The organism is Peribacillus sp. FSL H8-0477 (assembly GCF_038002765.1).
In the GTDB taxonomy this organism is placed as follows: domain Bacteria; phylum Bacillota; class Bacilli; order Bacillales; family DSM-1321; genus Peribacillus.
In genome coordinates this window covers 1,844,228-1,858,475 of sequence record NZ_JBBODE010000002.1, presented here as the reverse complement: position 1 = coordinate 1,858,475, position 14,248 = coordinate 1,844,228, and the positions used below count along the sequence as shown (strand labels likewise).

General features: G+C 36.9%; 16 protein-coding genes and 3 pseudogenes. 7 read left to right on the top strand and 12 right to left on the bottom strand.

Annotated features, from left to right (window positions below):
* Positions 1–176: 176 nt before the first annotated feature.
* From MHI18_RS20765 to MHI18_RS20750, 4 genes are all read right to left on the bottom strand, one after another.
* On the bottom strand, positions 177–905 hold the full coding sequence (locus tag MHI18_RS20765; protein ID WP_340850211.1) for a DUF2812 domain-containing protein: 729 nt from the start codon (positions 903–905) through the stop codon (positions 177–179).
* Complete coding sequence (locus tag MHI18_RS20760) at positions 905–1,219, bottom strand: PadR family transcriptional regulator (RefSeq protein WP_340850210.1); 315 nt, start codon at positions 1,217–1,219, stop codon at positions 905–907. Before MHI18_RS20760 ends, MHI18_RS20765 begins: the two co-directional genes overlap by 1 nt.
* Positions 1,220–1,425: 206 nt before the next feature.
* Positions 1,426–2,307 (bottom strand): phosphotransferase family protein, encoded by an 882-nt coding sequence (locus tag MHI18_RS20755; RefSeq protein ID WP_340850209.1) that lies wholly within the window; start codon positions 2,305–2,307, stop codon positions 1,426–1,428.
* 199 nt (positions 2,308–2,506) lie between these two features.
* Positions 2,507–2,932, bottom strand: a complete 426-nt coding sequence (locus MHI18_RS20750) for a MerR family transcriptional regulator (protein ID WP_340850208.1) — start codon at positions 2,930–2,932, stop codon at positions 2,507–2,509.
* Between the two features lie 168 nt (positions 2,933–3,100).
* On the opposite strand from MHI18_RS20750, the gene MHI18_RS20745 reads away from it, so the two are divergent.
* Both MHI18_RS20745 and MHI18_RS20740 read left to right on the top strand, forming a co-directional pair.
* Positions 3,101–3,952, top strand: a complete 852-nt coding sequence (locus MHI18_RS20745) for an aldo/keto reductase (protein WP_340850207.1) — start codon at positions 3,101–3,103, stop codon at positions 3,950–3,952.
* Positions 3,953–3,955: 3 nt separating this feature from the next.
* Positions 3,956–4,117 (top strand): hypothetical protein, encoded by a 162-nt coding sequence (locus tag MHI18_RS20740; protein WP_340850206.1) that lies wholly within the window; start codon positions 3,956–3,958, stop codon positions 4,115–4,117.
* A gap of 482 nt (positions 4,118–4,599) precedes the next feature.
* Here MHI18_RS20740 and MHI18_RS20735 read toward each other — a convergent pair whose 3' ends face one another.
* The 4 genes from MHI18_RS20735 to MHI18_RS20720 form a co-directional block, all read right to left on the bottom strand.
* The gene (locus MHI18_RS20735; RefSeq protein WP_340850205.1) at positions 4,600–5,298 is read right to left on the bottom strand and encodes an ABC transporter ATP-binding protein; all 699 of its coding nucleotides are present in this window, start codon (positions 5,296–5,298) and stop codon (positions 4,600–4,602) included.
* The gene (locus MHI18_RS20730; RefSeq protein WP_340850204.1) at positions 5,295–6,107 is read right to left on the bottom strand and encodes an ABC transporter permease subunit; all 813 of its coding nucleotides are present in this window, start codon (positions 6,105–6,107) and stop codon (positions 5,295–5,297) included. Before MHI18_RS20730 ends, MHI18_RS20735 begins: the two co-directional genes overlap by 4 nt.
* Before the next feature lie 84 nt (positions 6,108–6,191).
* Complete coding sequence (locus MHI18_RS20725) at positions 6,192–6,752, bottom strand: nitrous oxide reductase accessory protein NosL (protein ID WP_340850203.1); 561 nt, start codon at positions 6,750–6,752, stop codon at positions 6,192–6,194.
* Positions 6,749–8,023: a right-handed parallel beta-helix repeat-containing protein gene (locus tag MHI18_RS20720; RefSeq protein WP_340850202.1), complete on the bottom strand. Its 1,275-nt coding sequence runs from the start codon at positions 8,021–8,023 to the stop codon at positions 6,749–6,751. The genes MHI18_RS20725 and MHI18_RS20720 overlap by 4 nt, the downstream gene beginning before the upstream one ends.
* A gap of 362 nt (positions 8,024–8,385) precedes the next feature.
* On the opposite strand from MHI18_RS20720, the pseudogene MHI18_RS20715 reads away from it, so the two are divergent.
* Positions 8,386–9,792: pseudogene (locus MHI18_RS20715) on the top strand (IS3 family transposase).
* A 353-nt stretch (positions 9,793–10,145) separates the two neighbouring features.
* Complete coding sequence (locus MHI18_RS20710; RefSeq protein ID WP_340850201.1) at positions 10,146–10,475, top strand: DUF3139 domain-containing protein; 330 nt, start codon at positions 10,146–10,148, stop codon at positions 10,473–10,475.
* Positions 10,476–10,577: 102 nt separating this feature from the next.
* Here MHI18_RS20710 and MHI18_RS20705 read toward each other — a convergent pair whose 3' ends face one another.
* Positions 10,578–10,799, bottom strand: coding sequence for a YczI family protein (locus MHI18_RS20705; protein ID WP_340850200.1), 222 nt, complete (start codon positions 10,797–10,799; stop codon positions 10,578–10,580).
* Positions 10,800–10,877: 78 nt separating this feature from the next.
* A complete protein-coding gene (locus MHI18_RS20700) occupies positions 10,878–11,057 on the bottom strand; it encodes a hypothetical protein (RefSeq protein ID WP_340850199.1) in 180 nt (59 codons plus the stop codon).
* A 180-nt stretch (positions 11,058–11,237) separates the two neighbouring features.
* Here MHI18_RS20700 and MHI18_RS20695 point away from each other — a divergent pair, with 180 nt between their 5' ends.
* Positions 11,238–11,801: a helix-turn-helix domain-containing protein gene (locus tag MHI18_RS20695; RefSeq protein WP_340850198.1), complete on the top strand. Its 564-nt coding sequence runs from the start codon at positions 11,238–11,240 to the stop codon at positions 11,799–11,801.
* A pseudogene (locus MHI18_RS20690) lies at positions 11,795–12,628 on the top strand (IS3 family transposase); the annotation flags it as partial. The gene MHI18_RS20695 and the pseudogene MHI18_RS20690, both read left to right, overlap by 7 nt.
* A gap of 146 nt (positions 12,629–12,774) precedes the next feature.
* Here the strand turns inward: MHI18_RS20690 and MHI18_RS20685 are convergent.
* Positions 12,775–13,050 carry a hypothetical protein gene (locus MHI18_RS20685; protein WP_340850197.1) on the bottom strand — a complete coding sequence of 92 codons (276 nt, stop codon included), beginning with the start codon at positions 13,048–13,050 and terminating at the stop codon, positions 12,775–12,777.
* A 208-nt stretch (positions 13,051–13,258) separates the two neighbouring features.
* On the bottom strand, positions 13,259–13,756 hold the full coding sequence (locus MHI18_RS20680) for a hypothetical protein (protein ID WP_340850196.1): 498 nt from the start codon (positions 13,754–13,756) through the stop codon (positions 13,259–13,261).
* 300 nt (positions 13,757–14,056) lie between these two features.
* Here MHI18_RS20680 and MHI18_RS20675 point away from each other — a divergent pair.
* Positions 14,057–14,227 (top strand): annotated as a pseudogene (locus MHI18_RS20675) (site-specific integrase); the annotation flags it as partial.
* Positions 14,228–14,248 lie beyond the last annotated feature (21 nt).

The following is a 14,248-nucleotide window of genomic DNA, read 5'->3' as shown; positions in this document are numbered from 1 at the left end:
ATGGTGATTCACTTTCTCTGCTTACGCTGTGGGGTGTATAGCTCATTACGGAGAAAGCACTGTATTTTTACTAACCAAAGCCTTACTACAATTGAAGGTAATAAGGCTTTGGTTTAATTCGATGAGATTAAATGTTTTTTGAACTATATCCCCTTTTAGCTCATTTTCTAAAACATTTATTTTCTGACACTATTCCGCCCAGTTTTTTGATAAAGAGACATGACAATCCAAATTATAGTTGGAAGGGCAACTGCTCCAAATACCATATATACTAAGATAAGAACTGCACTGTCTACCCCATCGAATACTAACAAAATAACAATGGCTAGTAAGAGCACAAGGAATGGTATCGTTTTCAATACATTGACTAATCCTTTTTTTCCTTCTACCTTCCATTTGTTAGCGTATGTTGCGATTACAGTCCAAGCTGCTGGGAGGGCGACCACACTAAGAATAACAGCTATTACCTGCAGTATAGATTGTAAGAGACCTGAGCTTAGAATTGTTCCACCCCAGGTCAATACGGTTAATAAAACTAATGGAACTGCTGCATAATTCATGGAACTATTTAAATTTTTATACTTTTCAACCAGTGTATCTCGGTCACTATAAATCGGTTTTGTACCAGATCTGGCTCGAAATAAATGAATATCTCCGTTTGAGGCAATATGTGACCATCCAGAAGAGAGAAAAAAGTCAAAGTATTCATCTTCTTCATCCTCTTGTACTAAACGGTAATCTACACTATAGATATAATCTAAACTTTCTCCTTTTTCAAGTGAATATCCCATAAATTTAAAATCACTGACATGCCAACCCTTCAAAGAAAATCGGCGTAATTTTTCCATGTCCTTATCCTCTGAAAAAGCTAACCCACCTGATATAATATATTTTGTTCTTCTCATTACTCAACCTCCTTCAATCCAGTTTCCGCTAACTGAATCGTTAGTTTTCTTAACTTAATATCTTCCTCCAATACTTCTCTGCCCTTTTCAGTAAGCAGATACGTTTTACGTCTTGAATCTGTCCCGTCATACAAATAAATCCACTCTTGACTTAATAACTTTTTAATAATGGTGTACATTGAGGCAGGACCTATGGTTATTGCCCCCTTTGTTGTTTCTTCAATTAAATTCATAATAGCGTATCCATGCCTAGGTTTAGTGAGAGCAGCCATAATGTTAAACATTGAATCCGTTAATTGTTCATTTTTCTTCAACCAATCACCTTCTCCATCTTATTAGATATATCACAAAACGACATATATCTAAAACTAATATATCATAATGTGATATAAGTTTCTAGAGTTATATGATAACTTCATGCCACAAAATGTAACTATTTTCGTAAAAAAAAAGAACCCATGCTATGGACTCTTCAAAAGATTTGGATGATCTAGCTATAACTAAGCTGGTTAATCATTTTTTAGCTATCATGTCTATTTAACAATCCATTTAAATAGGTTAAGTTTTCTTGTAAAAAAGGTTGATGCTTTTCAATTCCCCTTCTTTTACACCAACCAATTGAATTAAATGCATCGGCAAAACGATAAAATGGTAAAACTTCTTCCAAATCAATAAGTGGACGAATGGACTCATACCCTTTTTGAAAGGCATCCCTTGTTCCAGGAAACTTCATAAAAATATCGCGATTAATTTTTGTGAAGTCCATCTCAGTTGCGCCAATGCGGACACTTTCAAAATCAATGATTCCAGCCACTTGATTTTCATGAACTAATATATTGCCTGGCCGAAAATCCATATGTATAAAGCTAGGTCCGTCTGGAGAGGGAAGTACGTTCAATTGCCGATCAAAGTGCTTTAATGATTGTTCGTATACACGAGAATCAATTACTTCTTTTACATCTTCTGCAAAAGAATAAAATTGCCTCCTAATAAACTCAAACCATTGACCATACTCATTGGAAACAGCACTTTTATCATCCTGCTCATTTGGAACGATTGAATGCAGCATGGCGTGGTTTACTCCAATATCATAAGCCAGAGTTGTATCCACTTGCTCTCTAATCGGTACACCTTTAATTGCGGATAATAATAAAGCACCAGTAACATCCTCATTCCCTTCCCAATAGTCTAATATTTCTGGCACAGGCAGCTCATGACGTAATCGTTTAAGTACAGTATACTCAAGTTCAAGCTTTGCTTTAGAAAAAGGAATTTTTATATAGACTATACGATGATCGATTAGTCGGATTTTATAAACTGAAGAACTAAAAGACTGCGGAACATCCTCAATCATTAACACATTCAACTTAAATCTATCGATTACTTGTTGTAGCATATACATCCCCTCCCCCAGTTCTGTACCGTAATTTTCAATAAAAATAGCATATATATCCAATATTTTCAGAATTCAAAAAAAACCATATACATGAATAATATAATGCAGTTTTCCGCAACTAACACATTCTTCATCTAAAACCTAATCGGATTTCGAAGGGAGTGGTTGAAACAAGCGTACAATAGACATGTGCACTTGATGGTTCTCAATCGGCTGCTGTGTGTTCATTTTTAATTTTGTGCCAGTTTCCAGGATTGGTTATGTCTGGGGTGCGATGCTCCAGAATGTCCTGATATTGGGCTGCTTTTTGTTCTAAATGGACGACGAGCCGTTTTGCTTCTTCGAGCTGAACGAGCGACGCTTCTCTATACTCCATCATTAGTGCGCAACGTTGCGGAACCGTCGAATCCCCTTCAAGACAGAGGTCAACATACATTTTGATGACTTTAATTGGCATCCCGGTCTTCTTGAGGCATTTGGCTCCATACAGCCAATTGATTGATTCTTCGTCGAACAATCGAATATTGTCTTTATTACGCTGTACGCTTGGCACCAGTCCTTTATCTGTGTAAAAGCGTACGGTGTGTATGGTTAGTCCCGTTATCAAGGCAGCTTCTTTGACCGTATGCATGCGAATCCTCCTTAGAAAATAAATTTTGAAAACGTCTTGCCTTCGTGTAACACGAAGGTACTATGCTGATAGTAATTCAAATCAGCCGTAACTGGAATTGCTGCGTTGCCGGATTCCTGCGATGCGTGCTGTTTGCTGTTTCATATTTGAACAAAGGGAGGAATAATAATGCAGACCGTAACATTAAACAATGGAGTAAAGATGCCGATTATCGGCTTCGGTGTCTACCAAATTCCTAATGCTGAAGAATGCGAGAACGCAGTATACGAAGCACTGGTGGCCGGTTACCGCCTAATTGACACCGCAGCAGGTTACCTGAATGAAAAAGCGGTCGGCCGCGCAATCAAGCGCAGCGGTGTACCACGTGAGGAGCTGTTCATCACGACCAAACTCTGGATTCAGGATGCCGGCTATGAGAGTGCTAAACTAGCTTTTTCCAAATCCTTGGAAAAATTACAACTCGACTATCTTGATTTGTACCTTATTCACCAGCCATTCGGCGATTACTACGGCGCTTGGCGAGCGATGGAAGACCTGTACCGTGAAGGTAAGATTAAGGCAATCGGAGTCAGCAACTTCCTACCTGACCGCCTGATGGATCTCATCGTGCATAACAAAATTGTGCCCGCCGTCAACCAGGTTGAAACGCATCCGTTCTATCAGCAGATTGAGAGCGCAGCTTTTATGAAAGAGCAGAGAGTTCAGCACCAGTCGTGGGGACCATTTGCTGAAGGGCGAAATAACATGTTCGGCAACGAAGTGCTGACCTCGATTGCTGAAAAAAACAACAAGTCCGTCGCTCAAGTTGTGCTGCGCTGGCTTGTGCAGCTTGATGTCGTTGCTATTCCTAAATCGGTGCGAAAAGAGCGGATCGTCGAAAACTTTGACATTTTCGATTTTGAGTTGAGCGCGGACGACATCGCGTTAATTTCCAGCCTTGATACGGAGAAAAGTCTTTTCTTATCGTACCGTGATCCGAACATTGCTAAAGCGCTGGGCACCTTGAGAGTCAACCTGTAACCTATGAACGTTGTAAATTCATCACGTGTATATCCTCATATCATAAAGAAAGGGCAGGCTGCGGCTCCTGTCCTTTCTTTACTCTTTCTTGATGTGGGGATGAACCGTGATAATCTGCTGCAATACATAGGTCTTTGCCAAAAAGGTCAAAATACCTCACTATAATATTATGTTGATTATAGCTATTGAATTCATTATATGAAATATCGTTAGGGTAGTAAATGTTCTTGGTTTCCCTAACTAAATAAGCCAACTTCATTAGCATTTTTCTCCTTAAATATGAATGTATGATTATACTAACCTCGTACATTCATGGCTGCCAATTGGCAGTCTTTATCTTTCTTTAAGTTCACATAACCCCTGATCTAGGAAGCTGGCCATGTGCCCGATTTTTAGATGCTTAAATTCTCTATCCACATTATCTATAGTTCCAAACGCTGGATACCTATTGTAGAGGCATTTAATTACATACTAAAAATAAGATAATTTCGTTAACTATTTCATGGATCCAGACTCATACATATCATTCTTAATTTTATTGATTTTTTCTTTTCTTTATAAAAAAATGATTAAGAGATATTGAAAATGAAGAAATTCTTACTGCAGAAGAATTCCCGCAAAAGTAGCATAAAGAGTAGACCTGCTGTTTACGCATAGCGATGCAGTTTCATTAGTTTCATGGTTGTATCTTCTGCTTTTCCTTCATTTTTAATGGTTTGAAAAATTTCTCCTTGTTTCAAGAATAGAATGACATCGCCTGTTTCTGCAGCAACATCCATCATATGTGTGGAAAAGACAATAATTGTCCCTTCTTTTTTCATTTCATTTAGAATCTCTACAAATCGGTTTACCCAATAGGGATCAAGTCCGTTTGTCGGTTCATCCATTAATAAAACGGCGGGTTTTGCTAAAATTGATTGACCAAAAAGCAGTCTTTGTCTCATACCTTTCGACAGGCTTTTAATAAACTCACGCTTTTTTTCGGTTAAACCAATCAGCTCAATAACTTCAGCAACCCTTTGCTTACCCACTTTTCGAAAAGAGCCGTAAAATGAGAGGAATTCCTCGACCGTCATCGTTTCCTGAGCATGAAAATCATCAGGCATAAAGCCAATTTCATGTAGATAATTATCCCTATCATATTGGAGGTCCTTACCGTTTATCGAAGTCTTTCCACTTGATGAGGCAATAATCCCAGCCATTATTTGTAGCATGGTGCTCTTACCCGCACCATTTCCACCGCACAAAACGACACACGTTCCATCTTCTACATCAAACGAGCTTGTCTTCAAGGCCGTTTTCTGTTTATATACCTTTGATATTTTTTCTACACTAAACTTAGTCATCTTCTTTTCCTCCATTCCAACATACTCATCGTAAACAATAAACTAATGGCTAGAAATACTATCACATAAAGAATATAAATAAGAGTAGCGCCAGGGGTTTCCATAAAGGTCACTAACGAGTCATAGGCTTGACCAAATACAGAACCTCCATCAAGTTCAATCACTAAAACGATTCTCACCAGTTCAGCCGGATTCAAGAATAAAGCTACCTTCATGAGCGTCTCAATCATTGTATAAGGGAATAACCCCAACACCCCGATTAAGGCAGTTGGCCAAATCATTATTAGAAAAAACCAAATTATTACCGATACTGACAACGCCTGCCATCTGGTTGAAACAATTGTCCCGACGATTATACCGATTATAAGAAAGAAGAAAATAAGCGAAATAGAAAAAAAGTATATGGCTAACAGCCATTCGACCGCAAATGCTAATCCAAATGCAAGACCAATCGCCAAGCTAACACCATAACTGAATGTAAACACTATAATTTGAGAAGTAAACTGCCCCCCGATTTTCCCCAATACATAGGAAAGGGTAAATAGTGGATAGGTACTTAATAAACGCCATTGGCCGTTTTCCATCTCATTAGCAATAGTAAACGAACCGATAATTAACATAAACAAAGGAATGATATACAATGCTACATTGACAACAGTCCCGGTCGTATTCGTGTATCCTGTTAAAGAAGGTGCACTACTTTGCAGTAAAAATAAAAGTGATAAAACAGCCACCCATAAAATTAAAAACGAATAGTAGGATCCTTGTCTTACCGTCATTCGTAGCTCCGACCGCCATATATTCCACATCGTCATTCCCCTTTTTAACTTATTCTTTAAACCATTCCATAAAAAAGACCGACCAAACGAAGGCCGGTGTTCAATCAATAATTCTTACATATCACCGTCTGAATGGCTATCTTCCATCTCACCATCTTCTGAATGAGAATGGTCAGATCCTTTGCCATGATTCATCTCTTTCATTTTTTTCATCATTTCATGATTTCTCTCCCAAGAATGATCACCTAATTCTTCAGCTGTCATGAGCGTGCTATCTTTATGCTTAGCCACATACTTTTCCGCTTCTTTACTATCGTTAAACGAAATAACGTTATAAGCCATTGGTGTTTTTACTGATTGATTATATACATAGGTAGCTTTATCAGCTAAAACCCATTCTTTGTCATCATAATTCCGGACAAATTCTGCTTCGACTTCTTTATCTTCATTACTTTCCATCCATTCGTACATACACCCGATATCATCAAAAATAAATGATTTTCCATCTTTTAAAATAATCTGTGTGGCAAATTGATTATCCACAACAGCCATATTACATGTCGCGCAAGTATCGGTTGCTTCATCAATGGCAACCGGTTTAATCTCTTCATCCCCGCATGCTGCCAAAATGACTATAATACTCATGAGCAGGATACCTTGTATCTTTTTAATCATATTCTTTTCCTCCCAAAAACAAATAATAGTAAACTTACACACAACATAACGATACTAATTGCCCATAAAATTAAGCCTGAAGAGTCATCTTTTACGATTTCCACAGAAGGCTTCATTAAGGGGGAAGAATCAAGTAACAATTGATTCTTCGAACTTTTTAGCATTTTTTGAAGCAAGGAGAGTCCGGGTGCCTGGAAAAACAATTGATACTCTGGTAGATCCTCTGTAAGGGTCAAAAAATAAGGATCCGCAGTAAATGGAACGGCACTTATTCCCTTACCACTTGTATCAATTTTTGCGGAAGCTTCCCAATAATTTTTTATAAATGTATTTTTCGAACTCTCGATAGCTTGGGCTTCATTCACATTCCCTGCAAATGTATTGAGGGTAATCTGATTATCAATCGATCTTTTAAATTGGACCCCAATATAGTTATTGGTCAATTTGTTAGACTTCATCGTATTATTGTGGGAATCCTCCATATAGATTCCCACACGGTTCTCCGTCATGTGATTTCCAATAATCTTAGAATCAGTCACATAGTACATGAGTAACCCTTGAGCATTCACATTATCCAGATTTAAAGAAAAATCATTATCTAAAACAGATGTTCTTTTAGCTTCCATCAACATCGTGCCTGTCAGGTTTTCTCTAGAGCTATTTTTCTGGAGGATATTGTCGTTGGCATACATTAAATGCATGCCATAACGAGAACTAGTGAGTGTATTTTCTCTTAATAAATTGCGATTACTTTGTTCCATATAAATTCCATCGAGAAATCTTGAAATGTTCATGTTTTGAATAGTATTAGAAGTAGACTCCCATAAATCAATGCCGTTTCCTTTTCGATGACCAAGGACGTAACTATCTTTTATCGTTATATGATTAGCCTTGTCCAATTTAATTCCAAACTGTTCTGCATCAATCTGAATATCTTGCAGCATATGGCGCGAACCGGTTACATAAATAGCAGTGGTCTTTTCTACATCGCTGCAATGTTCCACTTTTATGTTCTCTAAGGTATTATTCATGCCTCCAATTCTAATGACTGGCTTTTCTTCACAGGAGCGAATCACAACATCCCCCTTGCCAATCAACTTAATTGATTTTTTGAGGGTAAGCGATTCTTCGTATATACCTTCTTCAATTTCAATTATTTCTCCTTTTGAAGCATGATCTATTCTACTTTGTAGTGTTTCATCTGCATAACTATTAATTGGCAGAAAAAAAGAGAAAATGAGTAGAAAAAGTGCAGTCTTGATAATTTCCATAGCATTTAACCCCACAATACTGATATTTCATTTTTATTATAGGCAAGAACTGTGAAGAAAGTTTGAAATATATAAATATTCTTTTCAACAGTATCTACCTTGGAAACATTGTTATATACCTAAATGGTAGATAAATGGACTATTTTTAACTAATTGACGAAAATAAGACAGGATTATTGCGTTTAAGAAAATAAGATTTTAGTCCATATACCCGAGTCAATTTCATAGATGATCTTTAGAGCTCCAAGGGTTTTTTCTCACTTGAATTTGAATGTATGATTAGTGTAAGATCCGTACATTCAAAAAGGCTGCCACTTGATGTGACCCCCGAAAGTTAGACAATAACTTTCGGGGGTATTTTTATGGCTAAATATGATGTGAATTTTAAATTAGCAGTGGTCAATGACTACTTGGCAGGTGTTGGGGGCTATCGGACTTTGGGTGAAAAGTACACCATTGATCGCTCTATGGTTCGAAAATGGGTGAACGCTTATAACCTACTTGGACGAGCTGGTTTAGAGCGGAAAAACACTAAAACTATCTATTCTGGTCAATTTAAAATGGATGTCGTAAACTGGATGAAAGAGACAGGTGAATCAACCTATGAAGCAGCCAAACACTTCAAACTTACCCTTCCATATACGATTTCCAGATGGATGAAGAAATTTGAACAAGGAGGAGCTCAGGGGCTGATGCCTAAACCGAAGGGGCGTTCAAAAATGACAGAACAATCACGTAGTGATTTTAAAGATATGACGAGAAAAGAGTTGGAACATGAAGCGGAAAAACTACGGGCGGAATTAGCTTTCATAAAAAAGCTCCGCGCTTCAGGGCACAATATTCCGAGCCGACTGCTAAAACAGAAGCCAGAGTCATCAAAGAACTCACCAAAGACTTCAAATTAACAGTGATCCTTGAAGCAACAGGCTATCGAAAGGCAACATACTACTACTGGGTAAAACGATTTGATGAGCCTAATAAGGATGAAGAAATTGAGTTCCTAATGAAAGAGATACGTTCTTCACATAAAGACTATGGCTATCGCAGAATGACACAAGAGCTACGAAATCGTGGCATTCATATTAATATGAAAAAGGTACAACGTTTGATGAATAAATTGGGCCTTCAAGTCACGTCCTATACTCGGAAATCAAGAAAATATAGTTCCTATAAAGGGACAGTGGGAACCGTTGCGAAAAATCGAATTCACCGACGGTTTTATACGAGTGTCTGTCACCAAAAAATCACCACTGATACCACAGAATTCAAGTATTTCGTAAAGAGTCTAACTGGTTCCGTTCATATTAAGAAACTGTACCTAGATCCCTTCATGGACATGTTTAATGGGGAAATTCTGTCTTATCGAGTAACAGAGAAACTAACAGCTAAAGCCATTAATGAGGCACTTGAAGAAGCCATTCAAATCACTTCTGACTGTCCATACCGCCGAACGTTCCATTCTGATCAAGGATGGCCTTACCAAATGAAGGGCTACTCCAAGAAATTGAAGGACCAAATTGAAGGACCATGGTATTTTTCAAAGTATGTCCCGAAAGGGCAACTGCCTTGATAACTCACCCATGGAGAACTTTTTTGGAATCTTGAAACAAGAGATGTATTACGGAAATACGTATACTAGCTTTGAAGAACTTAAAACAGCCATTGATCAATTTATCAACTATTATAATTTTGAACGAATGAAGTCAAAATTAGATTGGCAAAGTCCCGTTACGTACAGAGAACACTATCAGCAAAACCAAGCAGCCTAGTGAATAATAAACAGTCATATAATATAGCTACTATGAAACAAGACTTAATGCAGTATTCGCACGCTTCTTTTGAGGAGCTAGTCCGGTAATGACGGTATATCGTTTACTGAAAATAAAAATAAAAAAATAGAGAGGATTTTCCTCTCCATAAAAAGTCTAAATTTTAGGGGTCACTACACAGTGGCAGCCTTTTTCTTATTTTTTAACATAACCCCTGATCTAGGAATCTGACCATGCCGGATTTTTTAAATACAGATTGCTGTTTTTAAGAAAGAAAGTAACTGGTATTACTCTTTAGAAAATATTGTATAATCTATGGATTAGGCAATATTCTGAAGAAAGAAGTGTTCAATATGAAAAAAAAATCAAAAATTGCTGTTTTTATGTTAATGTTACTTGTTTCTTTATGGGGGATATACAATCTTTATCAGTATTTTATCTATGGTAATCCTCAAAAAATAAAAGAATCAGAAGAGATTGTATTAGACTACTTAATTAATGAAAAAGGATATGGTAATCAAGATATTATGATAATTAAAGGGATGTATAATTGGAAAGAATCTAGTGACAGTAAATATGGTGGCACTTTAATTTTAAAAGAACAACCACAACGATCATATGATTTCGGTATTAAAAACGAGAAAGTGATTGAATTTGAAGATATACCTAAGAAAAGTGACTAAGTTAGAGGTATCTGAAATGCAGTTTGAATGTATGATTTGTGTAAGAATCATACGTTCAAACGTCCGCCAATTGGCGGACTCCTTATGGAGCTAATGCCCCCGTTATTTCAATAAGAAACTTGTGATTGATACATATAAAATAAATATAAATGCACCTATACATAACCAGCCGTACCCTTTGTGTCCTTTTTGAAATTCTCTTAATCCCATTACGAGCATCGATAAACTTAAAAATAACATCATATATGGTTGAATCGTATAATCCTCAGTAATCAATGCATACCCTGCAAGTGATATGGTGGTTATAGCTAATATAATGTGCAAAAGCTTTAACAATTAAAAACCCCTTTCCCCAAACTGATTGTTAATCAGGATCTATTCACGTGAATTTGAATAAACAAATTATTTATCTTTGTAATCACTTCTTTCATTATTTTGAAGATAAATCTTTTTGAGAGTCGAATTTATATTATTCAAAGCAATAATGATAACCCCCAACAAAGCAAAAGTAACTATCTCCCCAGTAAATAAAGATATTACCCCTAAAATTAAAGCATAAAGGATGTATACAAAGTTTCTCATTTATTCAATATCCCCCTCTAAAACTATACAACTCACTAATTTTACCATAAAGTAACAGGGTTATTTTATCTGATTTTGAATGTATTATTTTTAGTAAGTCTCGTACATTCAAAAAAGCTGCCAATTGTGAAGTGCACCCCAAAAGTTAGAGTCAAAATCTAACCTTTGGGGTGTTTTAGTATGTCTAAATATAGTGATGAGTTTAAGTTGATGGTTGTGACAGAGTATCTGAATGGTCCCCTAAGCTACGAACGAATCGTGCGTAAATACGAAATCAAATCTCCAACGCAACTTAAAAATTGGGTATGTGTATACAAGAAACATGGTGTAGTTGGACTTTCTAGGAAAAAAACCAATAAAATTTATCCTGTTCAATTCAAGCTCGATGTACTAAGCTTTATGAAAAGGACAGGCGCATCTATAACTGAAACAGCTCTTCAATTCGGGTTAACGAATCCACCGATGATTGCTTCGTGGAATAAAAAACTTCTTGAGGGTGGTGCTGATAGCCTGGACAAACCGAGAGGACGACCAGCCATGTCAGACAAAGCGAAAAACAGTCAAAGAAGAAAACAGCCTGTAAAAGAGATGACCGTTGAACAGAAACTCGAACGAGAAAATGAACTTCTCCGTTTGGAGGTTGCGTACCTAAAAAAGTTGCGCGCTTTTCAGATGGATCCGGACGGTTATCTCGAAAAGCACAAGCAGCGCTATCATACGAACTCAAAGAAGAATTCCGACTGAAGGATGTACTTCCGTTCATAGGTATTCCCGAATCTTCTTATCATTACCATGTGAAAAAAATGAAGCAAGAAAACCCTCATCAAGAAATAGAAGAAATCATTCAATCTATTTTTGATGAGCATAATGGCAACTATGGGTATCGCAGAATTCGTTTAGCCTTAAAGAACCAGGGGCTCATAGTGAATCATAAGAAAGTACAACGCATCATGAGAAAGCTTGGGTTAAAGGGGGATAAGTTCATCCGTAAATCACGTCGATTTAGTTCGTACAAAGGAACAATTGGCACGGTAGCGAAGAACAGAATCCATCGCCGGTTTAAGACCCCTATTCCCTATCAAAAACTCACCACCGACATCACAGAATTCAAGTGTGCGGATGGAGGTAAACTCTACCTCAGTCCGATTTTGGATATGTATAATGGTGAAATTCTTTCATATGGGATGAGTATGCATCCGACACTGGACTTTGTAATAGAGCCTTTGAAGGAAACTCTTCGAGTAGTAAAAGAGGCAAGATACCGAACGACCATCCATTCAGATCAAGGCTGGCATTATCAGCATAGAAAATGGGTCCATACATTGAAAAAACATAACGTGTTCCAAAGCATGTCCCGAAAGGGAAACTGCTTAGATAACTCGCCTATGGAGAACTTCTTCGGATTATTAAAGCAAGAAATGTATTATGGTGAACCACTTCGCACGTACGAGGAACTGAAACGGGCTATTGAGTCCTACATTCATTATTATAATAATCAACGCATCAAACAGAAATTGGCTGGTATGAGCCCGGTACAATACCGTCTTCACACCAACCAATTGGCTGCGTAATATAAACTCTAACTTTTAGGGGTCACATCATTGGCAGCCTTTTTCTTTCGCTAAGTTAACATAAGATCTGATCTAGGAAGCTGGCCTTGGGCCGGATTTTAGAGTTGAATGAATTGTATGAGGATACTACTTTTAAAAGGCTTTATTCAAATGGTTCTTCTCTTATTTAATTTTGTAATTAATATTAAAAGGAAAATTATTATGCTTATTCCCAAAATAATTGCCCCTACTATACTAACTCCCATTCCTGAAAATCCCCTAATTACCTCCAAACCAACAAAATGCGTTGCGATACCTAAATTCACAAGAATTAATGGTGAAATATATTCTTTTTTCTTGTTTTTAATCACCCAAAACATTCCCCAAATACTTAGTAAAGAAATAACAATTGGAAAATAGACAAAAATAACAGAATTAAGCAAAATTAACCCTCCCAACACTCCAAGGTTTATTTACAAATAGTACCATATTTTATTATTATAGTTTTTAGTTTTTCTGAAAAAATCGTATTTATTGAATTTGAATGTATGATTTGTTTAAGAATCATACATTGAAAAGACCGCAAATTGGCGGTCTTTTCATGCCACTACTGCACTTCGTTATAAAAAAAGAATAATAAAGCATAACTCATTATTCATTAATTTCGTAAATTAATTCGTCAAATAATTTTTCATCCGTATAAAGTAATATTGCCCATTCTCCTGCCTTTGGAATCTTTACACTTGAAGGTGCGTGTGCATCTGCTCCGTTATTCTCTCCTGCGAGATTTATCGTCCAACCTGTTGTTAGGATTTGATGGACAGTTCCCGTTTCTCTATGAACACCAACGACCGTTAGTTTGGTTTCCTCAGGATTCTTAATCCCCCAAAGGTGCCACATCCACTTTTGGCCGTTTAAACTTGGCATATCGACACCAATAACTCCTGATTTATTTATATTCCCAATAATATTGTCATCCAACGTCACTGCTTTTTTATCCCAATCAATTTTCTCGAAATCACTTTCTTCAACAAACTCTGGTATATCTTTAGGTAAAATCACTTTACTTTCAACTGTTTCATTTGTAGAGCAACCTACAACGAAAAAAAACATACTCAAGAAAATAAATACCATAGATTTTAGTTTCAAAAAATTCTTCCCCCCTTAATATAAAATTGGATTTTCCGACATTATAACTTTAATATTAATTCCTTATCTGCATATAAAATTCCTTCTTCCACTAAACTCCGATCGTTGAACAAGGGTTTATTTTACTTGAATTTGAATGTATGATTTATGTAATTATCAACATTCAAACCCTTGATTTCATGACTTTTTTCTCTTTTTCTCCTTATACTAAAAAAAGAGAAAAAATCATACATTCAAATCGTTGAACACCAAGGGTTTCAAGACCCTATTTTTGAATGTCGACCGAAAGGGTGAGAAATCATGAAAGCAGAAAAAGATGTGCAGCCGATCCGGAATCAGCAGCAACTAGACGATATGAAATGGGCGCTTAAGCGCCACTGTTCAGAACGGGATTACATCCTCTTAATCCTCGGCTGCGAAACCGGTCTGCGTGTTGGAGACCTTCTCCGTCTACCCACCCATCAGATCCTTACCGAAGAAGAAAGCAATAAC